Annotated in this window: 17 protein-coding genes; 12 read left to right on the top strand and 5 right to left on the bottom strand. The window is 68.6% G+C overall.

Features of this window, described 5'->3' with window-relative positions; translation table 11 throughout:
- The first annotated feature begins 4 nt into the window (after positions 1–4).
- The 6 genes from D6860_RS17975 (at position 5) to cueR (ending at position 8306) form a co-directional block, all read left to right on the top strand.
- The gene (locus D6860_RS17975) at positions 5–2608 is read left to right on the top strand and encodes a TIGR02302 family protein (protein ID WP_076622830.1); all 2604 of its coding nucleotides are present in this window, start codon (positions 5–7) and stop codon (positions 2606–2608) included.
- A 58-nt stretch (positions 2609–2666) separates the two neighbouring features.
- Positions 2667–3566 (top strand): bifunctional helix-turn-helix transcriptional regulator/GNAT family N-acetyltransferase, encoded by a 900-nt coding sequence (locus D6860_RS17970; protein WP_076622829.1) that lies wholly within the window; start codon positions 2667–2669, stop codon positions 3564–3566.
- 91 nt (positions 3567–3657) lie between these two features.
- A complete protein-coding gene (rlmN, locus tag D6860_RS17965) occupies positions 3658–4854 on the top strand; it encodes a dual-specificity RNA methyltransferase RlmN (RefSeq protein WP_076622828.1) in 1197 nt (398 codons plus the stop codon).
- A 95-nt stretch (positions 4855–4949) separates the two neighbouring features.
- Entirely contained in the window at positions 4950–5381 is a 432-nt protein-coding gene (locus D6860_RS17960; protein ID WP_229743278.1) for a hypothetical protein, read from the top strand.
- A gap of 46 nt (positions 5382–5427) precedes the next feature.
- Positions 5428–7920 (top strand): heavy metal translocating P-type ATPase, encoded by a 2493-nt coding sequence (locus D6860_RS17955; protein ID WP_076622827.1) that lies wholly within the window; start codon positions 5428–5430, stop codon positions 7918–7920.
- Positions 7917–8306 (top strand): Cu(I)-responsive transcriptional regulator, encoded by a 390-nt coding sequence (gene cueR, locus D6860_RS17950; RefSeq protein ID WP_076622826.1) that lies wholly within the window; start codon positions 7917–7919, stop codon positions 8304–8306. The genes D6860_RS17955 and cueR overlap by 4 nt, the downstream gene beginning before the upstream one ends.
- Before the next feature lie 151 nt (positions 8307–8457).
- Here cueR and aspS read toward each other — a convergent pair whose 3' ends face one another.
- Positions 8458–10239 (bottom strand): aspartate--tRNA ligase, encoded by a 1782-nt coding sequence (aspS, locus tag D6860_RS17945; protein ID WP_076622825.1) that lies wholly within the window; start codon positions 10237–10239, stop codon positions 8458–8460.
- A 183-nt stretch (positions 10240–10422) separates the two neighbouring features.
- On the opposite strand from aspS, the gene D6860_RS17940 reads away from it, so the two are divergent.
- From D6860_RS17940 to D6860_RS17915, 6 genes are all read left to right on the top strand, one after another.
- Positions 10423–11655: an SAM-dependent methyltransferase gene (locus tag D6860_RS17940; RefSeq protein ID WP_076622824.1), complete on the top strand. Its 1233-nt coding sequence runs from the start codon at positions 10423–10425 to the stop codon at positions 11653–11655.
- Between the two features lie 243 nt (positions 11656–11898).
- A complete protein-coding gene (gene carB, locus D6860_RS17935; protein ID WP_076622823.1) occupies positions 11899–15231 on the top strand; it encodes a carbamoyl-phosphate synthase large subunit in 3333 nt (1110 codons plus the stop codon).
- 257 nt (positions 15232–15488) lie between these two features.
- Entirely contained in the window at positions 15489–17009 is a 1521-nt protein-coding gene (gpmI, locus tag D6860_RS17930; RefSeq protein WP_076622822.1) for a 2,3-bisphosphoglycerate-independent phosphoglycerate mutase, read from the top strand.
- Positions 17006–18130 carry a murein hydrolase activator EnvC family protein gene (locus D6860_RS17925; protein WP_076622821.1) on the top strand — a complete coding sequence of 375 codons (1125 nt, stop codon included), beginning with the start codon at positions 17006–17008 and terminating at the stop codon, positions 18128–18130. The genes gpmI and D6860_RS17925 overlap by 4 nt, the downstream gene beginning before the upstream one ends.
- Positions 18131–18137: 7 nt before the next feature.
- Positions 18138–19481, top strand: coding sequence for a S41 family peptidase (locus tag D6860_RS17920; protein ID WP_076625287.1), 1344 nt, complete (start codon positions 18138–18140; stop codon positions 19479–19481).
- Positions 19482–19576: 95 nt separating this feature from the next.
- A complete protein-coding gene (locus D6860_RS17915; protein ID WP_076625286.1) occupies positions 19577–20059 on the top strand; it encodes an RNA pyrophosphohydrolase in 483 nt (160 codons plus the stop codon).
- A gap of 230 nt (positions 20060–20289) precedes the next feature.
- On the opposite strand, the gene D6860_RS17910 is transcribed toward D6860_RS17915, so the two are convergent.
- The 4 genes from D6860_RS17910 to dapE form a co-directional block, all read right to left on the bottom strand.
- A complete protein-coding gene (locus D6860_RS17910; RefSeq protein ID WP_017467220.1) occupies positions 20290–21567 on the bottom strand; it encodes a lytic murein transglycosylase in 1278 nt (425 codons plus the stop codon).
- 127 nt (positions 21568–21694) lie between these two features.
- Positions 21695–24007 (bottom strand): ribonuclease R, encoded by a 2313-nt coding sequence (rnr, locus tag D6860_RS17905; protein WP_076622820.1) that lies wholly within the window; start codon positions 24005–24007, stop codon positions 21695–21697.
- Between the two features lie 157 nt (positions 24008–24164).
- Entirely contained in the window at positions 24165–25565 is a 1401-nt protein-coding gene (locus tag D6860_RS17900) for a dihydrolipoyl dehydrogenase (protein WP_076622819.1), read from the bottom strand.
- A gap of 136 nt (positions 25566–25701) precedes the next feature.
- Positions 25702–26850 (bottom strand): succinyl-diaminopimelate desuccinylase, encoded by a 1149-nt coding sequence (dapE, locus tag D6860_RS17895; protein ID WP_076622818.1) that lies wholly within the window; start codon positions 26848–26850, stop codon positions 25702–25704.
- Positions 26851–26941 lie beyond the last annotated feature (91 nt).

Here is a 26941-nt window from a genome sequence, read left to right as displayed (position 1 = left end):
CCCGATGCCCGAGACGGGAACACCGCCGACGGACATTCTGAAACCGATCAAGTGGCCGCTCCGCCTGACCCTCTGGGGCATGACGGCGGAACGGATCACGCGTGCCTTCTGGCCCCTGTGGTCGCTGGTCATCACCGCGCTCGCGCTGTTGATGCTCGGGGTGCAGGACATGGTCGCGGTCGAATGGGTCTGGGCCGCCGGCGCGGGTTTCGCGGCGGCGCTGCTCTGGGCGCTGTGGCGCGGCGCGCGGATGCTGCGGCTGCCGCGTCGTGCCGAGGCGGTGGCCCGCCTCGATTCCACCCTTCGCGGCAATCCCATTCAGGCGGCGCTCGACGACCAGGCGATCGGGGCGGCGGACGTGGGCTCGCAGGCGATCTGGCAGGCGCACCAGCAGCGCATGCGCGAGCGGCTGGCGCGGGCAAAGGCGGTCGAGCCCGACCTGCGGGTCGCCAAGGCCGACCCCTTCGCGCTGCGCTACGTGGCGCTGCTCGCCTTCGCGGCGGCGCTGGTCTTCGGTTCGTTCCTGCGGGTGTCCTCGGTCACCGCGATGGGGCCCACCGGCGTCGACCTTGCCGCCGGGCCCGCGTGGGAAGGCTGGATGGAGCCGCCGGGCTACACGCGCCTGCCCTCGGTCTATCTCAACGACATCACCGCGCCGGGCATCGAGGTGCCGGAGGGCGCGCAGATCACCCTGCGCATGTATGGCGAGGTCGGGCAGCTCAGCGTCGACGAAAGCATCTCGGATCGCGCACCGGTGCCGGAGCAGGCGCAGGACACCGCGCAGGATTTCGCGGTGGTGCGCTCGGGCACGCTGGCCATCGAGGGGCCGGGCGGCCGCGCATGGGACGTGAGCATGAAGCCCGACGCGGCGCCCACGGTGACCCGCGGTGGCGAGATCGAATCGAGCTACGAGGGCGACGCGCAGATTCCGTTCTCCGCCAGCGACGACTATGGCGTCGTCGCCGGGACCGCGCGGATCGAGCTTGCGCTGGATGCCGTCGACCGGCGCTACCTTCTTGCCGCCGACCCCGAGCCGCGCGACCCCATCGAGGTGCCGCTGCCGATGCCCATTGCCGGTGATCGCTCGGACTTCACCGAAACGCTGGTCGAGAACTTTTCGCAGCACCCCTGGGCGAACCTGCCGGTCACGCTGACCATCTCGGTGCAGGACGAGGCCGGCCAGACCGGCACCAGCGACCCCGAGGTCATCACCCTGCCGGGGCGCCGCTTCTTCGACCCGCTGGCCGCGGCCGTGATCGAAGAACGTCGTGCGCTGCTCTGGACCCGCGACAACGTCCCCGAGATCGGCCAGCTGCTGCGCGCGATCAGTCACCGGCCCGACGACCTGTTCCGCTCGGCGGTGCCCTACCTGCGCCTGCGTCAGATCCTGCGCGACATCGAGGGTGTCGGCACCGGCATGAGCGACGACCGGCAGGCCGAGGTGGCAAAGGCGATGTGGGATCTCGCGATCACGCTGGAAGAGGGCGACCTTGCCTCGGCCATGGAACGGCTTCAGCGGGCGCAGGAGCGCCTGTCGGAGGCGATGAAGAACGGCGCCTCGGACCAGGAGATCGCCGAACTGATGCAGGAGCTGCGCGAGGCCACCGACGACTACCTGCGGCAGCTGTCGCGCCAGGCGCAGCAGAACGCCGAGCAGAACCCGGACATGGCGCAGTCTCAGGAAACGATGGAGATGAGCCAGAACGACCTGCAGCGGATGATGGACCGCATTCAGGAGCTCATGGAAGAGGGCCGCATGGCCGAGGCGCAGGAAGCGCTCGAACAGCTTCAGCAGCTCATGGAGAACATGCAGGTCACCGAGGGCCAGCAGGGCCAGTCGCCCGGCGAGCAGGCGATGGAAGGCCTCGGCGAGACGCTGCGCGAGCAGCAGGGCCTGTCGGACGAGGCGTTCCGTGAGTTGCAGGACCAGTTCAATCCCGGGCAGCAGGGGCCTCAAGGCCAGCAGGGCCAACAGGGTCAGCAAGGCCAGCAGCAGGGCCAGTCGGGTCAGGGCCGCGACGGTCAGCAGGGGCGCGACGGCCAAGGTCAGCAACAGGGGCAGGGCCAGGGTGACCAGCAGGGTCAGCAGGGACAGGGCGGCCAGCAGTCGCTCGAGGACAGTCTTGCCGAGCGCCAGCGCCAGCTGCGCGACGAGCTGAACCGGCAGAGCCAGAACCTGCCCGGCGCCGGCACCGAGCCGGGCGAGGCCGCCCGTGATGCGCTCCGCCGGGCCGAGGAGGCGATGGACGGTGCCGAGGAAGCGCTGCGCAATGACGACCTTGCCGGCGCGATCGACGAACAGAGCCAGGCGATGGAGGCGCTCCGCGAGGGAATGCGCAACCTGGGCGAGGCGATGGCGCAGCAGCAACAGCAGAACCAGGGCCAGCAGGGGCAGGCGCAGGGCGGCAACCCCGGCCAGCAACGCGACCCGCTGGGCCGCAACTCGGGCGCCAATGGCAACATCGGCACCGACGAGAACATGGTGCAGGACGAGGATGTCTACCGCCGCGCCCGTGAGCTGCTCGACGAGATCCGCCGCCGCAGCGGCGAGGGCGAGCGCCCGGATGAAGAGCTCGAATACCTCGAGCGGCTGCTCGAACGGTTCTGAGGTTGCGTTCGGCAAAACTGTCTGACAAAAGTCAGGCAGTTTTGCCGGAGTGTTTTCGATGCCCTCAGACCGTCCCGATGACCTGCTTGCCGATCCCGTCGCACGGACCCGCCGGTTTCACCGCGCCGTGACAACCGAGACCGGGGCGCTCGACGCCTCCTTCCTTGGGCGGGGCCGACCGCTGGGACCGGCGCGGGTGCTCAATGCCATCGGTCACGGCCGCAGCGACGTGGCCGAGATCCGCGCCTACCTGCGGCTCGATTCCGGGCTGATGAGCCGCCTCCTGCGGCAGCTCGAGGACGAGGGCCTTGTCATAGTCACCCGCGACGCGGGCGACGCCCGCCGCCGCCTTGCGACGCTGACCGAAAAGGGGGCCGAGGAATTCGCCGCCTACGAGGCGCTCTCCGATGCGCAGGCCGAGGCCATCCTGTCGCGCTATCCGCGCCCGGAAACGCTGCTCGCGGCGATGGACGTGGTCGCCACCGCGCTCGGTTTCGACCGGACCGAGATCGTCGAGACCGCGCCGACCGATCCCCGGGCGGTCGCCTGCCTGCAGGCCTATTACGCCGAGCTGGGCCGGCGCCTGAAGACCGGCTTCGACGTGTCGCTTTCGGCGGACCCCGAGGCCGGCGACATGATGGCCCCGCGCGGCGCCTTTCTGGTGGCGGTCAGCGATGGCATGCCCATCGGCTGCGTCGGACTCAAGGGCACCGACAAGGGCTACGCCGAGGTGAAGCGGCTGTGGACCGCGCCCTCGGCGCGCGGCATGGGGCTGGCGAAACGGCTGATGGAGCGGCTCGAGGCCCGCGCCCGGGCGCTCGGGATCGGGCTGCTGCGGCTCGACAGCAACAGTGCGCTGCCCGAGGCCATCGCCATGTATCGCCGTCTGGGCTGGACCGAGATCGACCGCTTCAACGACGACCCCTACCCGGACCACTTCTTCGAACGGCATCTCTGAGCCCTGCCATTGACATCCGCGTGACAGCCCCCTTTGTTTTCGCGCCCGAATCCTGTATGGGAACGGCTTCCTCAGCCAAAGGATCGACGCCATGGCCGCAGACGCGCCCATCACCCAGGACCTGGTGACCATTCCCCGCAAGCTGCCCGAGGGCGGCAAGGTGAACCTGATCGGTCTCACCCGCGACGCCCTGCGCGACGCGCTGATCGAGATCGGCACGCCCGAGAAGCAGGCCAAGATGCGGGTCAACCAGATCTGGCAGTGGCTGTATCACTGGGGCGTGCGCGACTTCGCGTCGATGACCAACCTCGCCAAGGACTACCGGGCGAAGCTTGACGCGAACTTCGTGATCTCGCTGCCCGAGATCGTCAGCAAGACGGTCTCGGCGGATGGCACACGCAAGTATCTGGTGCGGATCGCCGGCGGCCACGAGGTCGAGACGGTCTACATCCCCGAGGAGGGCCGTGGCACGCTCTGCATCTCGAGCCAGGTGGGATGCACGCTGACCTGCACGTTCTGCCACACCGGCACCCAGAAGCTGGTGCGCAACCTCACCCCCGGCGAGATCGTCGGGCAGGTGATGCTGGCGCGTGACGATCTCGACGAATGGCCCGCGCCGGGCACCGGCACCGGCGACAACGGGCCGCGCCTGCTGTCGAACATCGTCCTGATGGGCATGGGCGAGCCGCTCTACAACTTCGACAACGTGCGTGATGCCATGAAGATCGTGATGGACGGTGAGGGCATCGCCCTGTCGCGCCGCCGCATCACGCTGTCGACAAGCGGTGTCGTGCCCGAGATCGCCAAGTGCGCCGAGGAGATCGGCTGCCTGATGGCGGTGAGCTTCCACGCCACCACCGACGAGGTGCGCAACAAGCTGGTGCCGATCAACAAGCGCTGGAACATCGAGACGCTGCTGAACGCCCTGCGCGAATACCCGCGGCTGTCGAACTCCGAGCGGATCACCTTCGAGTACGTCATGCTCAAGGACGTGAACGACAGCGACGCCGACGCGCGCCGTCTCGTGAACCTGATCAAGGGCATCCCGGCCAAGATCAACCTCATCCCGTTCAACGAGTGGCCCGGTGCGCCTTACGAGCGTTCGGACTGGGATCGGATCGAGCGGTTCGCCGACATCGTCCACAAGGCGGGCTACGCCTCGCCGATCCGCACGCCGCGCGGCGAGGACATCATGGCTGCCTGCGGTCAGTTGAAATCCGCCACCGAGCGGGCCCGGAAATCCCGCGCCCAGATCGCGGCGGAAACGGCGCAGGGCAGCCCCGCTTGATTTATCCGACTATTTAAGTCAGGATAAATTTGTCCAGCGAGCCCGGAACTTTCGGGCGAGCCCGGCGTTTACGGGTGCGGCGGACGGAGGGCCTCTTGAAACACGAAAAATTCGCCCCGGCTGAACCGGGTCTGCGCGCGCCGGAATGGCGCGCGGTGAAGCTGCTGCGTAAATCGCATGATCCCGACGGGCTGCGCGCCGACCTGCTGCCGATCCTCGGCAGTGCGCGCACGGGATACTGCATCGGCGGCATGACCGAGTTGCTGATCCTGCTGCGCCGGCACAGCTGGCACATGCCTCTTTTCCTGCGTCCGGGCGCGACCAGCGTCAGCGAAGACGAGCGCAGCCTCGCGCGGTTCATCCTGCTTTGCGCCGAGCAGCAGCGCGACGAGGCGATGGCCGAAGCCATGATGATGGTGACGCCGCAGGCCATCGTGCCACTGGTCTCGGCCGGAGAACGCATGGGTCTGCCACTGCTTTGCGAGGATTGCAGAAAGCGTCTGCGCTGCCCCTTGACCTTCCAGTAGCTGGAGGCCCTATATCCGTCGGGCACTCAGAATCTGGAGGTCCGACATGGCCGACGACACCATTCGCTTCGAAGTGACCAAGCTGAACTGCGGCGGCTGCGCGGGCCGCGCGCAGCGGGCCCTTGCAGGGGTGCCCGGAGTCGACGAGGCCAGTGTCAACTTCGCCAACCGCATGGCGCAGGTCGAGGGCTCGGCGGGCGTTCAGGCCCTCCGCGACGCCCTTGCCAGCGCGGGCTACCCGGCCGGCGAGGAGACGATCAAGCTCACCATCGAGGGCATGAGCTGCGCCTCCTGCGTGAACCGCGTGGAAAAGGCGCTGCTTGCGGTGCACGGGGTGATCTCGGCGCATGTGAACCTTGCCAGCGAAACCGCCGAGGTGCGGCTTCTGGCCGGCAGCGCGGATGGTGCCGATCTCGCACGGGCGGTGTCCGAGGCGGGCTACAAGGCCCATCTCGCGGGCGACGACAGTGCCGAGCGGGATGCCCGCAAGGCCGAGGAGCACAAGGCGCTGAAGCGCGACCTGATTCTCGCCGCGGCGCTCACCCTGCCGGTGTTCATCATCGAGATGGGCGGGCACCTGATCCCCGGCTTCCACGAGATGATCATGGGCAGCATCGGCCAGTCCGCCTCGTGGCTGTTGCAGTTCGTCCTCGTCACCGCCGTGCTGGTCTTCCCCGGCCGTCGCTTCTACGAGGTCGGCGTGCCGCTGCTGTTCAAGGGCGCACCGGACATGAACGCGCTCGTGGCGCTCGGCACCTTCGCGGCCTGGGCCTATTCCACCGTGGCGCTGTTCCTCCCCGGGCTTCTGCCCGAGGGCACCCGCGCCGTCTATTTCGAGGCAGCGGGTGTCATCGTCACGCTGATCCTGCTCGGCCGCTTCCTCGAGGCCCGCGCCAAGGGGCGCACCGGCGCCGCGATCCGGCGGTTGGTGGGGCTGCGCCCGGCCACTGCGCGGGTCGAGCGTGACGGCGAGATCATCGAGCTTGCCATCGAGGAGGTGCAGCTTGGCGACGTGCTGCACGTGCGCCCCGGTGAGCGCATCGCAGTGGACGGCGAATTGCTGACCGGCCAGAGCTACATCGACGAGAGCATGATCACCGGCGAGCCGGTTCCCGTGGGCAAGGGCCCCGGCGACACCGTCGTCGGCGGCACCGTGAACGGGCAGGGGGCGCTGAGCTTCCGCGCCACGGCGGTGGGCAAGGACACGATGCTCGCCCGGATCATCTCGATGGTGGAAGAGGCGCAGGGCGCCCGGCTGCCGATCCAGGCGCTGGCCGACCGGGTGGTGATCTGGTTCGTGCCCGCGGTGATGGCAGCGGCGGCGCTGACCTTCGTCGCATGGATGGTGTTCGGCCCGTCGCCCGCGCTGACCTACGCGCTTGTGGCCACTGTTTCGGTGCTCATCATTGCCTGCCCCTGCGCCATGGGGCTCGCCACGCCGACCTCGATCATGGTTGGCACGGGGCGGGCCGCCGAGCTTGGGGTGCTGTTCCGCAAGGGCGATGCGCTGCAGGCACTCGACGGCTGCGAGGTCGTTGCCTTCGACAAGACCGGCACGCTGACCGAGGGCAAGCCCGCGCTGGTGCGCTCGGAGGCCGCGCCGGGCCGGGAGGCCGCCGAGGTGCTGCGCCTCGCGGCGAGCGCCGAGCAGGGCTCGGAGCATCCCATCGCCCGGGCGCTCGAGCAGGCGGCCGAGGGCGTGCTGAGCCAGCCCGTTGACAGTGCGGCCATCGCCGGCCACGGCCTGCGCGCCACGGTCGAGGATCATGCGCTGCTGGTCGGCGCGAAGCGGCTGATGGACCGCGAGGGCATCGCGCTGGGGGCGCTCGAGACGGCACATGACGAGATCGCCTCGGCCGGACAGACGCCGGTTCTGGTGGCTGTCGACGGCGAGATCGCCGGGGTCTTCGCGGTGGCGGATCGGGTGAAGCCGGGCGCCCGCGCGGCGATCGACGCGCTGCACGCGCGCGGCGTGAAGGTGGCGATGATCACCGGTGACACCACCGCCACGGCGCAGGCCATCGCGGCGGAGCTGGGCATCGACCACGTCGAGGCAGAGGTCTTGCCCGAAGGCAAGCTTGCCGCCGTGAAGACGCTGCGCGAGCGTTTCGGGGCCGTGGCCTTCGTCGGCGACGGTATCAACGACGCCCCCGCGCTGGCCGAGGCCGAGGTGGGCATCGGCATCGGCACCGGCACCGATGTCGCCATCGAGAGCGCCGACGTGGTGCTGGTCTCGGGCGCGGTCTCGGGCGTGGTCGAGGCGGTGCACGTCAGCGGTGCCGTGCTGCGCAACATCCGCCAGAACCTGTTCTGGGCATTCGGCTACAACGTCGCGCTGATCCCGGTCGCGGCCGGTGTGCTGTATCCGGCCTTCGGGCTGCTGCTGTCGCCGATGCTGGCGGCGGGGGCGATGGCGCTGTCGTCGGTCTTCGTGCTGTCGAACGCGCTGCGCCTGCGGCGGTTGGCACCGGTGCTCGGGACCGAAACGGAGACGGCCGCCGGCGCGGCGGCCCCGTACGAGAAGGAGAGCCACGCATGAACATCGGAGATGTCGCCGACCGCGCGGGTCTGCCGGCCAAGACCATCCGCTACTACGAGGACATCGGCCTCGTGACGCCGGCGCGCAGCGCCAATGGCTACCGGGACTTCAGCGAGCAGGACCTGCACAAGCTGGCCTTTCTCGCCCGCGCCCGGGCGCTGGGGTTCACCATCGAGGACTGCCGGACCCTGCTCGGTCTCTACGAGGACGAAGAGCGCGAGAGTGCCGACGTGAAGGCGCTGGCGACCGAGCACCTGCATCAGATCGAGGAGAAGATCGCCCAGCTCCGCGAGATGCACGACACGCTCGCCCGGCTCGTCGAGGCCTGCCACGGCGACAACCGGCCCGATTGCCCGATCCTCATGGGGCTGGCCGAGGAAGAGTAAGCGGGGGGTGGGTTGAAAACCCACCCTACGGCGTGGCCTGCGTCCCCGGGTGTTCGGAAGGGATCGGGCCTCCCCGATCCACAACATCGCTCTCAAGCAGAAAGGGCGCCCCGCGGGGCGCCCTTTTTCATGTCCGAACCGATGGTCGGCCTCACTCCTGCGGAATGACCCGCAGCGACAGCTCCATGAGCTGGTCCGAGCTGGGCTCGTTCGGGGCGCCCATCATCAGGTCCTCGGCGCGCTGGTTCATCGGGAACATGATGACCTCGCGGATGTTCGAGGTGCCGGCGAGCAGCATGACGATGCGGTCGATGCCGGCAGCGCAGCCACCGTGCGGCGGGGCGCCGTACTGGAACGCGTTGTAGAGGCCCGAGAAGCGCTTCTTCACCTCGTCCTCGCCGTAGCCCGCGATCTCGAAGGCCTTGAGCATCAGCTCGGGCTTGTGGTTCCGGATCGCGCCGGACACCAGCTCGTAGCCGTTGCAGGCAAGGTCGTACTGGAAGCCCTTCACGGCGAGAGGGTCGCTCTCGAGCGCCTCGATTCCGCCCTGCGGCATCGAGAACGGGTTGTGCTCGAAGTCGATTGCGCCGGTTTCCTCGTCCTTCTCGTAGATCGGGAAGTCGACGATCCAGGCAAAGGCGAACCGGTTCTCGTCGGTCAGCTTCAGTTCTTCGCCGATCACGTCACGCGCCTTGCCCGCGACGCGCTGGAAGCTCGCCGGCTTGCCGCCGAGGAAGAACGCCGCGTCGCCGACGCCGAGACCCAGCTGCTGGCGGATCGCCTCGGTGCGCTCGGGGCCGATGTTCTTGGCGAGCGGGCCCGCCGCCTCGACTTCGCCGTCCTTGTCGCGCCAGAAGATGTAGCCCATGCCGGGCAGACCCTCTTTCTGGGCGAAGGCATTCATCCGGTCGCAGAACTTGCGCGAGCCGCCGGTGGGCGCGGGGATGGCGCGGATCTCGGTGCCCTCCTGCTCGAGCAGCTTGGCGAAGATCGCGAATCCCGAGCCGCGGAAGTGCTCGGAGACGTCCTGCATCTCGATCGGGTTGCGCAGGTCCGGCTTGTCGGTGCCGTATTTCAGCGCGGCTTCCTTGTAGGGGATCTGCGGCCACGATGCCGGGTCGTCGACCTTGGCCCCCTCGCCGAATTCCTCGAAGACCCCCGCGATCACCGGCGAGATCGTGTCGAACACGTCCTGCTGGGTGGCAAACGACATCTCCATGTCGAGCTGGTAGAAGTCGGTGGGCGACCGGTCGGCGCGCGGATCCTCGTCGCGGAAGCAGGGCGCGATCTGGAAATACTTGTCGTAACCCGACACCATGATCAGCTGCTTGAACAGCTGCGGCGCCTGCGGCAGCGCGTAGAACTTGCCCGGGTGCAGGCGCGACGGCACGAGGAAGTCGCGCGCGCCCTCGGGGCTCGACGCGGTGATGATCGGCGTCTGGTACTCGCGGAAGTTCAGGTCCCACATGCGCTTGCGCATCGAGGCCACCACGTCGGAGCGCAGGGTCATCGCGCGCTGCATCTCCTCGCGGCGCAGGTCGAGGTAGCGGTAGCGGAGGCGGGTTTCCTCGGGATATTCCTGATCGCCGAAGACGATGAGCGGCAGCTCCTTGGCGGCGCCGAGTACCTCGATGTCGCGCACGAATACCTCGATCTCGCCGGTCGGCAGCTTGGAATTCACGAGGCTTTCGTCGCGCGCCTTCACGGTGCCGTCGATGCGGATGCACCACTCGGAGCGGACCTTCTCGACCTCGGCAAAGGCCGGGCTGTCGGGGTCGCAGAGCACCTGCGTGACGCCGTAGTGATCGCGCAGGTCGATGAACAGGATGCCGCCGTGGTCGCGGATGCGATGGACCCAGCCGGAGAGGCGGACGGTCTCGCCCACGTTGTCCTTGGTCAACGCGGCGCAGGTGTGCGTGCGGTAGGCGTGCATGTCGGGAGCCCTTTGGAAGCTGCTGGAAAGTTAGGCGCCGATACACCGCGCGGGGGCGCGGAAGTCAAGGGAATGGGGGGGTGAACTTGCCGAATTTGAGTCATGTATTAACCTGTTTAATGACCCGTGCGCCGTTTGCCGCCTAGGGCCTTTATTGAATTCACTGCACAAAGGGGTCTCGAAATGTGGAAGACCGTGCTCGACAAGATGCTGTCGAAACTGGTGGTCACAGGCCGCCTCAACATCACATGGCCGGACGGAACGGCAGGCTCATACGGACCTGGCGGCGAGCTGGAAGCGGATGTCACGCTCACCGAGGACAGTATCGTCCGCGAACTCGGCCAGCGACCGGTGCTGGCGCTTGGGGAAGGCTACATGGACGGGCGGATCGCCGTGGAGCCCGATCAGCTCTACCCGTTCGTCGCGCTGCTGATCCGCTGCCAGCAACACGGCGAGATGCCAAGATGGTTCGACGCGGTGCAGGCGCTCCGGGGCTGGACCCGCGGCATCGAGCAGCGCAACAACCCGCTGCGGTCGCAGAAGAACGTGCAGCACCACTACGACATCTCCGACGAGCTCTACCGGCTCTTCCTCGACGCGGACATGCAGTATTCCTGCGCCTATTTCGCGCGGCCGGACATGACCCTCGACGAGGCTCAGCAGGCGAAGAAGGACCACATCGCCCGCAAGCTCCGGATCGAGCCGGGCATGCGCGTGCTCGACATCGGCTGCGGCTGGGGTGGCATGGCGCTGACACTGGCTAAGGACTACGGCGCGCGGGTCACCGGCGTGACGCTGTCGGACAACCAGCTTGCCACGGCGAAGAAGCGCGCCGAGGAGGCCGGCGTCGCCGACCGGATCGACTTCCGGCTGCTCGACTACCGCAAGGTCGACGAGCAGTTCGACCGCATCGTCAGCGTGGGAATGCTCGAACACGTGGGCTACCCGCACCTCGAGGAATACTTCCGCAAGGTCGACGAGCTGCTCACCGATGACGGGATCGCGCTGATCCACACCATCGGCCACGTCGACGTGCCTTCGCCCACCTCGACCTGGATCGACAAGTACATATTCCCCGGCGGCTACATCCCGTCGCTGTCCGAGGTGTCGGCGGCGGTGGAGAAGACCAGGATGTGGGCCGCCGACGTCGAGGTCCTGCGCGGTCACTACGGCCCGACCCTGCACCACTGGCGCGACCGTTTCGAGGCCGCGCTGCCGAAGGTCCGCGAGATGTATGACGAGACCTTCGTGCGGATGTGGCGGTTCTACCTCGTGGCCTGTGAAGCGGCCTTCGAGGAGATGTTCCAGGGGGTGTTCCACCTTCAGCTCGCGCACAAGCAGTACGCGGTGCCGACCACGCGGGATTACCTCTACCAGCCCGGCGAGCGCGACCGGATGCTGCACGCGGCGCAGTAACGGTCCGCCCACGGTCGGGGCCGACGGACTCCGCGTTCGATCATTCTGACCGCGCGCCAATGCCTCGGTCCCGGGATTTTTCGAAGGAAGAGTCCCGGGCCTCTCCGTGTGCATTCCTTCGCCGGAATGGGGTTGCACGGCCTTCGCGCTTGTCTATAACGCACGACAATTTGCGGGCAGTGGCGACTCCCCCGCACGCTGCCCCCTGCCTGCACGAACGCGCGACAAACCAGAGGTCGAACCATGCCCAAGAGAACCGATATCAAGTCCATCATGATCATCGGCGCAGGGCCCATCATCATCGGCCAGGCCTGCGAATTCGACTACTCCGGCGCACAGGCCTGCAAGGCGCTGCGCGAAGAGGGCTACCGGGTCATCCTCGTGAACTCGAACCCGGCGACGATCATGACCGACCCCGGTCTCGCCGATGCCACCTACATCGAGCCGATCACCCCCGAGGTCGTCGCCAAGATCATCGAGAAGGAGCGCCCCGACGCGCTGCTGCCGACGATGGGCGGGCAGACCGGCCTCAACACCTCGCTCAAGCTCGAGGAAATGGGCGTGCTCGAGAAGTTCGGCGTCGAGATGATCGGCGCCAAGCGCGAGGCCATCGAGATGGCCGAGGACCGCGCGCTCTTCCGCGAGGCGATGGACCGCATCGGCCTCGAGAACCCGGCCGCGACCATCGTGACCGCGCCCAAGGACGAAAAGGGCAAGGTCGATCTCGACGCCGGTGTGCAGACCGCGCTCGAGGCGCTCGAGCACATCGGCCTGCCGGCGATCATCCGCCCCGCCTACACGCTCGGCGGCACCGGCGGCGGCGTGGCCTACAACCGCGAAGACTACATGTACTACTGCCGGTCGGGCATGGATGCCTCGCCGGTGAACCAGATCCTCGTGGACGAAAGCCTGCTGGGCTGGAAGGAATACGAGATGGAGGTCGTCCGCGACAAGGCGGACAACGCGATCATCGTCTGCGCCATCGAGAACGTCGACCCGATGGGCGTGCACACCGGAGACTCGATCACCGTGGCCCCGGCGCTGACGCTGACCGACAAGGAATACCAGATCATGCGCAACGGCTCGATCGCCGTTCTGCGCGAGATCGGCGTCGAGACCGGCGGCTCGAACGTGCAGTGGGCGGTGAACCCCGAGAATGGCCGCATGGTCGTGATCGAGATGAACCCGCGCGTGTCGCGTTCCTCGGCGCTGGCGTCGAAGGCGACCGGCTTCCCGATCGCCAAGATCGCCGCCAAGCTCGCCGTCGGTTACACGCTCGACGAGCTCGACAACGACATCACCAAGGTGACCCCGGCGAGCTTCGAGCCGACCATCGACTACGTCGTCACCAAGATCCCGAAGTTCGCCTTCGAGAAGTTCCCCGGCTCCGAACCCTATCTCACCACCGCGATGAAGTCGGTGGGCGAGGCCATGTCCATCGGCCGCACCATCCACGAGTCGCTGCAGAAGGCGCTCACGTCGATGGAATCCGGCCTGACCGGCTTCGACGAGATCGAGATCGAGGGCGCGCCGGAGAAATCCGCCGTCATCAAGGCGATCAGCGCCCAGACCCCGGACCGGCTGCGCACCGTCGCGCAGGCGATGCGCCACGGCCTGTCGGATGACGAGATCCACGGCGTGACGATGTTCGACCCGTGGTTCCTTGCCCGCATCCGCGAGATCGTCGAGGCCGAGGAAGAGATCCGCGCCGGCGGTCTGCCGCAGGACGCCGACGGCATGCGCGCGCTCAAGATGATGGGCTTCACCGACGCCCGGCTCGCCAAGCTCACCGGCTTCTCGGAAAAGGACGTGCGCAAGCGCCGCACGGGTCTTGGCGTGACTGCCGTGTTCAAGCGCATCGACACCTGCGCCGCCGAGTTCGAGGCCCAGACGCCCTACATGTATTCGACCTACGAAGAGCCCATGATGGGCGAGGTCGAGTGCGAATCCCGCCCGAGCGACCGCAAGAAGGTGGTCATCCTCGGCGGCGGTCCGAACCGGATCGGGCAGGGGATCGAGTTCGACTACTGCTGCTGCCACGCCTGCTTCGCGCTGACCGATGCCGGCTACGAGACCATCATGGTCAACTGCAACCCCGAGACCGTGTCGACCGACTATGACACCTCGGACCGGCTGTATTTCGAGCCGCTGACCTTCGAGCACGTCATGGAGATCCTGCGTGTCGAGCAGTCGAACGGCACGCTGCACGGCGTCATCGTCCAGTTCGGCGGCCAGACCCCGCTGAAGCTCGCCAACGCGCTCGAGGCCGAGGGCATCCCGATCCTCGGCACCACCCCCGATGCCATCGACCTCGCCGAGGACCGCGAGCGCTTCCAGGCGCTGGTCAACCAGCTTGGCCTGAAGCAGCCGAAGAACGGCATCGCCTCGACCGACGCGCAGGCGCTGGCCATCGCCGAGGAAATCGGCTTCCCGCTGGTGATCCGCCCGTCCTACGTGCTGGGCGGCCGCGCGATGGAGATCGTGCGCGACATGGGCCACCTCGAACGCTACATCAAGGAAGCCGTGGTGGTGTCTGGCGACAGCCCGGTGCTGCTCGACAACTACCTCGACGGCGCGGTCGAGCTTGACGTGGATGCGCTCTGCGACGGCGAATCCGTGCACGTTGCGGGCATCATGCAGCACATCGAGGAAGCCGGTGTGCATTCCGGCGACAGCGCCTGCTCGCTGCCACCCTACTCGCTCTCGGCGGATGTCATCGACGAGATCAAGACGCAGACCGAGGCGCTGGCCAAGGCGCTGCACGTGGTCGGCCTGATGAACGTGCAGTTCGCGGTCAAGGGCGGCGAGATCTACCTGATCGAGGTGAACCCGCGCGCCTCGCGCACGGTGCCCTTCGTCGCCAAGGCGACCGACTCGGCCATCGCCTCGATCGCCGCGCGGATCATGGCCGGCGAGAAGCTCTCGGCCTTCCCGCTGCGCGAAGGTCACGCCGCGGACACCGACTACGACACCGACGTGCCGATGGCCGACCCGATGACCCTCGCCGATCCGGACATGCCCTGGTACTCGGTGAAGGAGGCGGTTCTGCCCTTCGCCCGTTTCCCGGGCGTCGACACCATCCTCGGCCCCGAGATGCGCTCGACCGGCGAGGTCATGGGCTGGGACCGCAGCTTCCCGCGCGCCTTCCTCAAGGCGCAGATGGGCGCGGGCAACAACCTGCCCACCGAGGGCGCGGTGTTCTTCTCGATCAAGGACGCGGACAAGGGCGACGACATGCTCGAGGCAGCGCGGGTTCTCAACGACCTCGGCTTCCGCATCATCGCCACCGGCGGCACGGCGGGCTTCCTCGAAGCGGCCGGCATCTCCTGCGAGCGGGTCAAGAAGGTCTACGAGGGCCGTCCGAACGTGGTCGACCTGATGAAGGACGGCGGCATCCAGCTGGTGCTGAACACCACCGAGGGCTCGGCCGCCGTGGAGGACTCCCGCGAGATCCGCTCCGTCGCGCTCTACGACAAGATCCCCTACTTCACCACCGCCGCCGGCGCCCACGCCGCGGTGATGGCGATGAAGTCCCGCGAGGAAGGGGAACTGGTGGTCAAGTCGCTGCAGGGCTGAGGCACTTCTGGACGCGGTTCGTGCAAGCGAACCGCGTTCACCCTCTTGAGGGGTTCCCGGTCACCTCGCCCCCGCGGTCCGGCGCCTGCGCGGCTCGACCGCTGGGAGTGGTGGGTTGAACCCCCCCCTTCGCCGCCAGCGCCTGCCCTGTCGTGCGGCAATCGCCGCCGACCGGCGGCGCGCGACAGCGCATCCCCTTCCACATCCCCCCGCAAGCCTGCTAAGCCTCGCGTGACCGCAGCAGGAGGGCTCCTCACATGACCACGCCGAAACCCGTTGTCCTGACCATTCTCGACGGCTGGGGCCTTCGCGAAGAGAGCGCCTACAACGCGCCGAAGCTCGCCAATACGCCCACGATGGACAAGCTCAACGCGACCTGCCCGCAAGCGACGCTGGTGACCTTCGGTCCCGATGTCGGACTGCCGAGCGGGCAGATGGGCAACTCGGAGGTCGGCCACACCAACATCGGCGCAGGCCGGGTGGTGGCGATGGACCTCGGGCAGATCGACCTTGCGATCGAGGACGGCTCGTTCTTCGAGAACGACGCCATCAAGGACTTCGCCGCGAAGGTGAAGGCGGCCGGCGGCACGGCGCACATCATGGGCGTGGTCTCGGACGGCGGGGTGCATGGCCACATCGCGCACATCAAGGCGGCGGTGAAGATGATCACCGACCTTGGCTGCAAGGTCGTCATTCACGCCATCACCGACGGCCGCGACGTGGCGCCCAAGTCGGGCGAGGCCTTCGTGAAGGACCTTGCCGAAAGCCTGCCCGAGGGCGCCTCGATCGGCACGGTGATCGGCCGCTACTACGCCATGGACCGCGACAACCGCTGGGAGCGGGTGGAGCAGGCCTACAACGCGATGATCCTCGGCACGGGCGAGCGCGCGCCCGACCCGGTGAGCGCCGTCAGCCAGAGCTACGCCAACGACAAGACCGACGAGTTCATCCCGGCCACCTTGATCGACGGCTACGAGGGGCTGTCCGCGGACGACGGTTTCTTCTGCATGAACTTCCGCGCCGACCGGGCGCGCGAGATCCTGAAGGCGGTCGGCGCGCCGGACTTCGACGGCTTCGAGCGTGACAAGCCCGAGCTGAGTGCGCTGCTGGGCATGGTCGAGTATTCCGACGACCACAACGCCTACATGACCACCGCCTACCCCAAGCGGGTGATCGTCAACACGCTGGGCGAATGGGTCGCGAAGCAGGGGCTGAAGCAATTCCGCCTCGCCGAGACCGAGAAATACCCGCATGTCACCTTCTTCCTGAACGGCGGCAAGGAAGTGCCCGAGGACGGCGAGGACCGCTTCATGCCGAAATCGCCCGCCGTGGCGACCTACGACCTGCAGCCCGAGATGTCCGAGCCGGAGGTGGCCGACCGCTTCGTCGCGGCCATCGAGAGCGGCAAGTACGACCTGATCGTCACCAATTTCGCGAACCCCGACATGGTCGGCCACACCGGCGACCTCGATGCGGCCATCAAGGCCTGCGAGGCGGTGGACGAGGGTCTCGGCAAGGTGGTCGACGCGCTCGAGAAGGCCGGTGGCGCGATGGTGGTGATCGCCGACCACGGCAACTGCGAGACCATGTGGGACGACGCGACCGACGGCCCGCACACGGCGCATACCACGAACCTCGTGCCGGTGATCCTGTTCGGCGGCCCCGAGGGGGCGACGGTGCACGACGGCCGGCTCGCCGACGTGGCGCCGACGCTGCTGCAGCTGATGAACCTGCCGCAGCCCGAGGAAATGACCGGGAAGAGCCTGATCGACGCGTGAGACGGCTGGCGCTGATCCTCTCGCTGCTGGCGGCGCCGGCGCTCGCGCAGGACCCGGCAGAGGCCGCCCGCGCGGCGGCCCGGGCGCTCGAGCAGGCCTCGGTGCGGCTCGACGAGGCCGAGAGCGCCCGTGACCGGGTGCGGGCCCTGACCGGCACGGTGCAGGCCTACGAGTCGGGCCTCGCCGCCATGCGCGAGGGCCTGCGCGAGGCCGCCATCCGCGAGACCGAGCTCAGCCGCCGCCTTTCCCGGCAGGAGGGCGAGATCGCGCAGCTCCTGGGGGTGCTGTCGGGCATGTCTCGGATGGGAGAGCGCGCCGCTCCGGTCGCCATGCTGCACCCGCAGGGGCCGGTGGGCGCCGCGCGCTCCGGCATGATGCTGGCCTCGGTGACACCGGGGCTCGCCGCCGAGGCGCAGCGCGTCCGGGCCGATCTCGAAGAGGTCACCGCCCTGCGCAGCCTGCAGGAAAGCGCCGCCGAAACCCTGAAGGAGGGGCTGGCCGGGGTGCAGCAGGCGCGCACCGCGCTCAGCCAGGCGGTGGCCGACCGCACCGACCTGCCGACACGCTTCACCGAGGATCCGATCAAGACCGCGATCCTGATCTCCTCGACGGAAACGCTCGACGGCTTTGCCAGCGGCCTGTCTCAGATCGCCGACAACGAACGGCCCGCGGGGCTGCCGCCGATCGCGGACCGCAAGGGCGCGCTGCCGCTGCCGGTGCAGGGACAGGTCCTGCGCCGCGCCGGAGAGGCCGACGCGGCGGGCGTGACCCGGCCCGGCATCCTCGTGGCGACCCAGCCCGAGGCGCTGGTCACCACGCCGGTGGCCGCGACGGTGCGCTACAGCGGGCCGCTGCTCGACTACGGGCTGGTGACGATTCTCGAGCCCGAGCCCGACCTGCTGTTCGTTCTCGCGGGGCTCGACGCCGCCTACGGCCGGGCCGGGCAGGTTCTGCCCGAAGGCAGCCCGGTCGGGATGATGGGCGGCAGTTTCGAGGGGGACAATCCGTCACCATCTGTTGATGGGGGTGGCGCTGGACGCACGGAAACGCTCTATATAGAGGTCAGACAGGGCGACAGACCCGTGGACCCGCTCACGTGGTTCACAAGCGACAAGGGATGATATGGGCATGAACAAGTTTCTGATGGCCGCGGTGGGCGGCACGGTCGCCGGTGTTCTGGCGACCACGCAATTCGTCGGCCCGCTGCTGGCCCAGGAAACCGACAGATCCGCCAGCGTCTACGAGCAGCTCGACCTGTTCGGCGACATCTTCGAGCGCATCCGCGCGCAGTATGTGGAAGAAGTCGACGAGGGCGACCTGATCGAGGCCGCGATCAACGGCATGCTCACGTCGCTCGACCCGCATTCGAGCTACCTCGCCCCCGATGATGCCGAGGACATGCGCGTGCAGACGCGCGGCGAGTTCGGCGGTCTCGGCATCGAGGTGACGCAGGAAGACGGCTTCGTGAAGGTGGTCTCGCCCATCGACGGCACGCCCGCCGACGAGGCCGGCATCGAGGCCGGAGATTTCATCACCCATGTCGACGGTGAATCCGTGCTGGGTCTGACGCTCGACGACGCGGTCGACCTGATGCGCGGCCCGGTCGGCTCCGAGATCGTCGTCACCGTGGTGCGCGAGGGCGAGGAAGAGCCCTTCGACGTGACCATCGTGCGCGACACGATCACGCTCACCGCGGTGCGGACCCGTCTCGAGGGCGATACCGTGGTGCTGCGCGTCACCACCTTCAACGACCAGACCTTCCCGAACCTCTCCGAGGGGCTCGCGGAGCGGATCGAGGAAGCCGGTGGCCCGGACGCGGTCAACGGCGTGGTGCTCGACCTGCGCAACAACCCCGGCGGCCTGCTGACGCAGGCGATCAAGGTGTCGGACGCGTTCCTCGACAAGGGCGAGATCGTCTCGACCCGCGGCCGGGATCCGCAGGATGGCGATCGCTACAACGCGACCGAGGGCGATCTGACCGACGGCAAGCCGATGGTCGTTCTGATCAACGGTGGCTCGGCCTCGGCCTCGGAAATCGTCGCGGGCGCGCTGCAGGATCATCGCCGCGCGGTGGTCGTGGGCACCAAGTCCTTCGGCAAGGGGTCGGTGCAGACGGTGATGCCGGTGCGCGGCGATGGCGCGATGCGACTGACCACGGCGCGCTACTACACGCCATCCGGTCGCTCGATCCAGGCGCTTGGCGTGTCGCCCGACATCGTCGTGGAGCAGCCCAGCCCGCGTGCCGAGGATGACGAGGAAGAGCAGGGCCGCAGCCCCTTCTCGCGGTCGGAAGCCGATCTCCGGGGCCGTCTCGACAACGACAGCCTCTCGGAAGAGGAAATCCGCCAGATCGAGGAAGACCGCGCCAAGGCGGAAGCCGCCGCGGCCCTGCGCGAGGAAGACTACCAGCTGGCCTATGCCATCGACATCCTCAAGGGCCTGACCGTGCTCGAGAAGGAACAGCAGGACTGACGGACGGACCGGGCGGGATCTTCCCGCCCGTTTTCTTTCCGCCGAGACGGTCCGCGCCGATGCGGGCCACCGGAGCCCGCATGAAGACCAGGACCATGACCCCCGAAGAGATCGAGAAACTGCCCTACCGGCCCTGCGTCGGCGTGATGCTCGTGAACCCCGCGAACGAGGTCTTCGTGGGCCAGCGCATCGACAGCGAGCAGCCTGCCTGGCAGATGCCGCAGGGCGGCGTTGACGAGGGCGAGGCACCCCGCGACGCGGCGCTGCGCGAGCTTTGGGAAGAGACCGGTGTGACCTCGGACCTTGTCTCGGTCGAGGCCGAGAGCCCGGAGTGGTATCCCTACGAGCTGCCGCACCACATCGTGCCGCGCATCTGGAAGGGCCGCTACAAGGGGCAGGAGCAGAAGTGGTTCCTGCTGCGCTTCCACGGCACGGACGCACAGGTGAACATCCGCACCGAGCACCCCGAGTTCTCGACGTGGCGCTGGCTTGCGCCGGATTCGGTCGTCGATCAGATCGTGCCGTTCAAGCGCGATGTCTACGAGCGGGTGCTGAAGGCGTTCGCCAGTCACTTCTGAAATTCCTGCCGGGCCAGCGTTCCGCTGACGGTACGGTGTGGCGGGGCGCATCGATCTGAAGGCAGCCCCCGCACGCAGGAATGGCGGGGGCCAGCCCCCGCACGCAGGAATTGCGGGGGCCAGCCCCCGCACACAGGAATTGCGGGGGCCAGCCCCCGCACACAGGAATTGCGGGGGCCAGCCCCCGCACCCCCGGGATATTTCCAGCCAGAAGAAACGCCGGGCGCGGCTCAGCGCAGCGCGTCGAGCACCAGCAGCGACGCGTAGCCGTCCGGCACCATGCCGGCGCTCTGCTGGTAGTCGCGCACCGCGTTGATGGTGAGTGGGCCGATGCGGCCATCGATCTTCTCGGGGTCGAAGCCGGCGCTGCGCAGGCGGGTCTGGAGCTCCTTGCGCTCGGGCAGGGTGAGCGCGCGGTCCTCGCGCGGCCAGCCGTGCCGGATCGGTCCCGCGCCCATGATGCGGTCGCCGAGGTGGCCGACGCCGATCACGTAGGCGTCGGCGGTGTTGTAGCTCTCGATGACCGAGAAGTTTCCGAAGATCATGAAGGCCGCGCCCTCGTGCCCGCCCGGCAGCAGGATCGACGCGGGGCCGTGGTCTGCCACGGGCGCGCCGTCTGTGCCGCGCACGCCGAGCGCCGCCCAGTCGGCGGCGGATTTCTCGATCTCGCGTGCCGCGAGGGTGTAGTCGAAATCGTCCGGCAGGGTGACCTCGACGCCCCACGGCTGGCCGTGCGTCCAGCCGTTCTCGGCAAGGTAGTGCGCCGCCGAGGCCAACGCGTCGGCAGGGTCGTCGCTCCAGATGTCGCGCTTGCCGTCGCCGTTCCAGTCCTCGGCGAGTTCGAGGAAGGAGGACGGCATGAACTGCGTGTGCCCCATCGCCCCGGCCCAGGAGCCGCGCATGTGCGCGACGCTGGTGTCGCCGCTCTGCAGGATGGTCAGGGCGTCAACCAGCTGGCCCTCGAAGAAGTCCGCGCGCCGGGTGTCGTAGGCCAGCGTCGCCAGAGACTGGATCACCGGGTCGGAGCCCCGGAAGGTGCCATAGGCGCTTTCCAGCCCCCAGATCGCCAGCACCGCCTGCTTGTCGACGCCGTATTTCGCCTCGATCCGGTCGAGCAGGGCGCGGTTCGCTTCCAGCGCCTTGCGGCCGGCGGCGATGCGGGCGTCGGAGGCGGCGCTGTCGAGGTAGACCCAGACGGTCTTCGTGAACTCGTTCTGGTTGCGGTCGCGCTTGATGACGGCGGGATCATAGCGGACGCCCCGGAAGGCGGCGTCGAAGACGCTGGTGGAAATGCCCTGGTCGAGCGCGCGGTCGCGGAACTCGGCCACCCAGTCGCGGAACCCCGCGGGGCCGAGCACGTCGGGCGCGACGGCAGTGGCGGCGCCTTGGGTCGACAGAAACGGCCGGGCGCTCGGGCGCAGCGATTCCTGCGGGGCGACGGGTGTGGGCTGGGCCGTGGCGCCGGCGGCCACGAGGCTCAGCATGACGGTCAGGATCCGCGTTCTCATGGCGGCTGCTCCTTGTGCTGCTCGGGGGCAATCCTACCGTCGGAGCGCGATTCTGCGAAGCACCCGCGCACAGGGCGCGCGGGTTCCTGCCCATGCGCGAAGGCCGAGCCGTCCAGGCGGCCGGGCCTCAGCGCTTCTGCGAGCGCTGCCGCGTGACCTTGCGTTTCGTCTTGGCGTCCTTGCGCTTGGCCTTGGCCTCCTTGCGGCGCGCTGGGCCCGAGGGCTTGCCCCGGCGCGGTCCGCCGGACTTGCGCCCGCGCGAGGGGCGCCCGGTGCCGCGGCCCTGCGGCATCTCGGCGTCTTCGAGTTCGAGCAGTTCGAGCCCGATGCCGCCGGTGACCGGTGCCGCGTCGGTGAGCTTCACCTTCACCCGCTGGCCCAGCGAGATGATGGTGCCGGTATCGGCGCCCATCAGCGTGCCGGCCTCGCGGTCGAAGTGGAAATACTCGCGCCCGAGGTTGCGCATCGGCACCAGGCCGTCGGCGCCGGTCTCGTCGAGCTTCACGAAGACGCCGAACTTGGCGATGCCGCTGATCCGCCCGCCGAACTCGGCACCGATGCGGTCCGAGAGATAGGCCGCGAGGTAGCGGTCGTTGGTGTCGCGCTCGGCCATCATCGAGCGCCGCTCGGTGTCCGAGATGTGCTGGCCGGTCTGTTCCAGCCGCTCGATCTCCTGCTCGGTGAGCCCGTCGTCGCCCCAGCCGTGGGCCGAGATCAGCCCGCGGTGCACGATGAGGTCGGAGTAGCGCCGGATCGGCGAGGTGAAATGCGCGTAGTTCTGCAGGGCGAGGCCGAAATGGCCGAAGTTCTTCGGCCCGTAGTAGGCCTGCGTCATGCTGCGCAGGGTGGCGAGATTGATGAGGTCGGCCTCGTCGCGCCCGGCGGCATCATGCAGCAGCTTGTTGAGATGCGCGGTCTTCAGCACCTGCCCCTTGGCGAGGGTGAGGCCCGCCGCGTCGGCGGTCTCGCGCAGGTTGTCGAGCTTGTCCTGCGGCGGCTCCTCGTGGACGCGGAACAGCAGCGGCGTCTTCTTGGCGATGAGGGTCTCGGCGGCGGCGACGTTGGCCAGCACCATGAACTCCTCGATCAGCTTGTGCGCGTCGAGCCGCTCGACGAAGTTCACCGACTCGACCTTGCCGTCCTCGGTCAGCACCACCTTGCGCTCGGGCAGGTCGAGATCGAGCGGTTCGCGGCGGGCGCGGGCGGCCCGGAGCGCCTCGTAGGCGGCGTAGAGCGGCTCGATCACCGTCTCGAGCAGCGGGCCGCACTGGTCGTCAGGCGCGCCGTCATGCGCCGCCTGCACCTGCTGGTAGGTCAGCGAGGCGGGCGAGCGCATGAGGCCACGGTAGAACCTGTGGCTCTTCTTGTTGCCCTCGGCATCGAGCACCATGCGCACCGCGATGCAGGCGCGCGGCACGCCCTCGTGCAGCGAGCAGAGATCGCCGGACAGGCGGTCGGGCAGCATCGGCACGACGCGGTCGGGGAAATAGCTGGAATTGCCGCGACGCTTCGCCTCGCGGTCGAGCTCGGAGTTCGGGCGGACGTAATGCGCCACGTCGGCGATTGCGACCCAGAGGATGTGGCCGCCCTCGTTCTTCGGATCGTCGTCGGGTTCGGCGAAGACGGCATCGTCGTGGTCGCGCGCGTCGGAGGGGTCGATGGTGACCAGCGGCAGCTCGCGCAGGTCGGTGCGGCCCTTGAGACCGGCGGGCTTCATCGAGTCGGCCTCCTCCAGCACCTTCGGCGGGAAGTCGTCGGGGATGCCGTGCTGGTGGATGGCGATCAGCGAAACCGCCTTGGGCTCGGAGGGGTCGCCCAGCCGCTCGACGATGCGCGCCTTAGGCAGTCCCATGCGGGTGGCGCGGGGCCCGGCCTGCTCGGCCTCGACCAGCTCGCCGTCCTTCGCGCCGTGGGTGGCGTCGGGGGCGACGGTCCATTCCTTGTCCGACCCCTTGTCGATGGGCAGGATGCGGCCGCCCTCGTGGCCCTTGCGGAAGATGCCCACGACCTTGCGCGGGCTCGCGCCGATGCGGCGGATGAGGCGCGCCTCGTAGTTATGGTCGGCCTCGTGGACGACCTGCAGACGGGCGAGGATGCGGTCGCCTTCGCCGAGCGCGGGGTCGGTGGCGCGCGGCAGGAACAGGACGGTAGGTTCGATGCCCTCGCCGTGCCATTCCAGCGGCTGCGCGAAGAGGTCGCCGTTCTCGTCCGGCGCCTTCATCTGCAGCACCGTTACCGGCGGCAGGCGGTCGGGGTCGCGGTAGGTCTTCTTGCGCTTCTCGAGATGGCCTTCGGATTCGAGTTCCTTGAGGATGCGCTTGAGGTCGATCCGCGCAGCCCCCTTGATCCCGAAGGCCTTCGCGATGTCGCGCTTCGAGGTGAGGGTCGGGTTCGCGGCGATCCAGTCGAGGATGTCCGTCTTGGTCGGCAGCTTGCTCATGGCCTTCAGCTAGCACGCGGAGGGGGCCGCGTCATGGGCAATCTCGCAGGCGCGCAGGGCCATTCGGGGCCAATCTCGGGAATGCGAGGGGGCGCTGCCCCCTTCGCAGGCCGGGGCCTGCTCACCCCCGGGATATTTCCGGCCAGAAGAAGGCCTCTCAGGTGCCCGGCGGGTTGCCCGGATCGCGGTCGCCGGGCATCCGCAGCGGCACCGCGTGGCAGATCTCGCGCAGGGCGGATTTCAGGCCTTCCTCAAGGGTCGGATGGTAGAAGGGCATCTCGAGCAGGTCGCCGGCCGTCATGCCGTTCTGGATCGCCAGCGCGAGCATGTGGCCCATGTGGTCGGCGCCGGGGCAGAAGAGGTCGGCCCCGATGAGGTGCCCGTCGGGCGCGGCTGCGTGCAGCCGCACGGTGCCCACGTTCCGCGCATCGACGCGGGCCCGGCCCTGACGGCTGTAGTCAGAGGTGCCGGTCTTGGCGCCCTCGCAGACATCGGCGCCTATGGTGACCAGCGGCGGTTCGGTGAAGGTGATCGCGAAGGGCACGACGCGTTCGGAGGCGACAAGCGCCGGGTAGGCGATCGCGTTGCGCCCGGCGATGGCGCCTTCGTCGCTGGCCTCGTGCAGCAGCGGGCGGTCGCCGTTGGCATCGCCGGCCATGAAGATCGCGGCATCGCCGCATTGCATGGTGTTCGGGTTGACCTCGGGCATGCCGTGATCGTCGAGCGCGAGGCCGGTTGCCTCGAGGTTGAGGCCGCGGACGTTCGGCGGCCGGCCGGTGGCGACCAGCACCTTGTGGAAGCGGTCGGTCTGCCCGTCCCAGTCGATGCGGACGCGGCCGTCTTCGAGCGACGGCTCGGGCGAGGTGCCGAGATGCAGCGCCATGTCGCGGGCCATGGCCGACTTCAGCGTCTCGTGCACCGCTTCGCACCGCACGCCGGCCAATGTCTCCTTCTGGTCGAAGAGCGCCACGCGCACGCCGAGCCGCGCCATCGCCTGCGCCAGCTCCAGCCCGATGACCCCGCCGCCGATCACCGCGAGGCTTTCGGGCAGGTCGGGCAGCTCGAAGATCGTCTCGTTGGTGAGCAGCAGATCGCCCAGCTCGCGGAAGGGCGGCGGCACCATGGGTGACGAGCCGGTGGCGATCACGACCGAGCGGGCCTCGACCGCGCGGCCGTCGTCGAGTTCGAGCCTGTTGGCGGAGGTGAAGCGCGCGCGGGCCCGGACGAGAATGCCGTCGGGCAGCTTCGCGATCCCCTCGCGGGTGCTGCCCGCGAAGTCGTCGCGCATTTCGCGCACGCGGGCCATGACGGCGGGGCCGTCGATGCGGAGGCCGTCGCAGTGGATGCCGAAGGTGGCGGCGTCGCGGACGTCATGGGCGGCCCGGGCGGCCGCGATCAGCAGCTTCGAGGGCATGCAGCCGACGGTGGCGCAGGTCGTCCCGGCGAACTCCGGGTCGATCAGCAGGGTCGTCGCGCCGTGCTTGCGGGCGTTGCGTTCAGCGGCGAGGCCGGCGGTGCCTCCACCGATCACCGCCACGTCACAGGTCAGGTCGGCCATGATGTCCTTTCCCCGGGGCGGCGCCCGGCGCATGAGTTCGGGACTAACCCCCTCGCAATGATGAGGGTTCCCGGGCCCGCGGGGCAGGCGTCATCCTGTCGCGCGGGGGGCCCGCCTGTATCGGTCAGCCGGAAACTCAGCCGGAGAAATAGTCGCGCAGGATGCGGGCGTAGATCGCCTTGAGCTGGTGGATCTGTTCGACCGGCACGCATTCGTCGACCTGGTGCATGGTCTTGCCGACGAGACCGAACTCGACCACCGGGCAGTGGTCCTTGACGAAGCGCGCGTCCGAGGTGCCGCCGGTGGTCGACAGCTCCGGCGTGCGCCCGGTCTCGGCCTCGACCGCCTGGCTCACGAGGTCGGAGAGCGGCCCCGGCGGGGTCAGGAAGCTTTCGCCCGAGATCTTCACCGTTAACTCGGTCGACGTGCCGAAGGCGGCGTCGACGGCGGCGGCCTCTTCGCGCAGCCAGTCGCCCAGGGCCGCGCCGCTGTGGCTGTCGTTGAAGCGGATGTTCACCGTGGCGCGGGTCTGCGCGGGAATGACGTTCGTCGCCGGGTTGCCGGTGTCGATTGTCACGACCGCCAGCGTCGAGGCGTCGAAATGCTCGGTCCCCTGGTCGAGTTCGTGCGAGGCGAGCCGGTCCATCAGCCGCGCCATCGCGGGCAGCGGGTTGAGCGCGCGGTGCGGATAGGCGGAATGCCCCTGCCGTCCGGTCACGGTGAACCACGCCGACATCGAGCCGCGCCGGCCGATCTTGATCATCTCGCCCATCTCGGTGGGGCAGGTGGGTTCCCCGACAAGACAGACCGACATGCGCTCGTCCTCGGCGGCCATCCAGTCGAGGAGCGCGATGGTGCCGTCCTGCGCGTCGCCTTCCTCGTCGCCGGTGATGGCCAGCACGATGGCGCCGTCGGGGGGCGTGTCGCGGACGAAGTCCACCGCCGCGGCGGCAAAGGCGGCGACGCCCGACTTCATGTCGGTGGCGCCGCGGCCGAACATCACGCCGTCGCGGATCTCGGCGCCGAAGGGGTCGGCGCTCCAGTCATCGGGGTTGCCGATCGGCACCACGTCGGTGTGGCCGTTGAAGCCGAAGGTCTTCGCGTGCCGCTTCTCGCCCCAGCGGGCGTAGAGGTTGGCGATGCCGCCCTTGTCGACGCGGGTGCAGGTGAAGCCCGCCTCTTCAAGGAGGCCCTTTAGCAGCACCAGCGCGCCGCCCTCGTCGGGAGTGACCGAGGGGCAGCGGATCAGCGCGGCGGTGAGGTCGGCGGGATCGGTCTGGGACATCGTGGCGGCTCCGTTTGTTGCGGAGCCATCGCTACCGCGCGGCGCGGCGAAGGGCAAATGTCCCGTGTATGGACGCCCCCGGGGCTGCAAG

This window comes from Salipiger sp. D13, from assembly GCF_003703915.1.
GTDB classification, from domain to species: domain Bacteria; phylum Pseudomonadota; class Alphaproteobacteria; order Rhodobacterales; family Rhodobacteraceae; genus Salipiger; species Salipiger profundus.
Note: the sequence above shows the minus strand (reverse complement) of the source record. Positions and strands in the feature narration are given on the sequence as shown.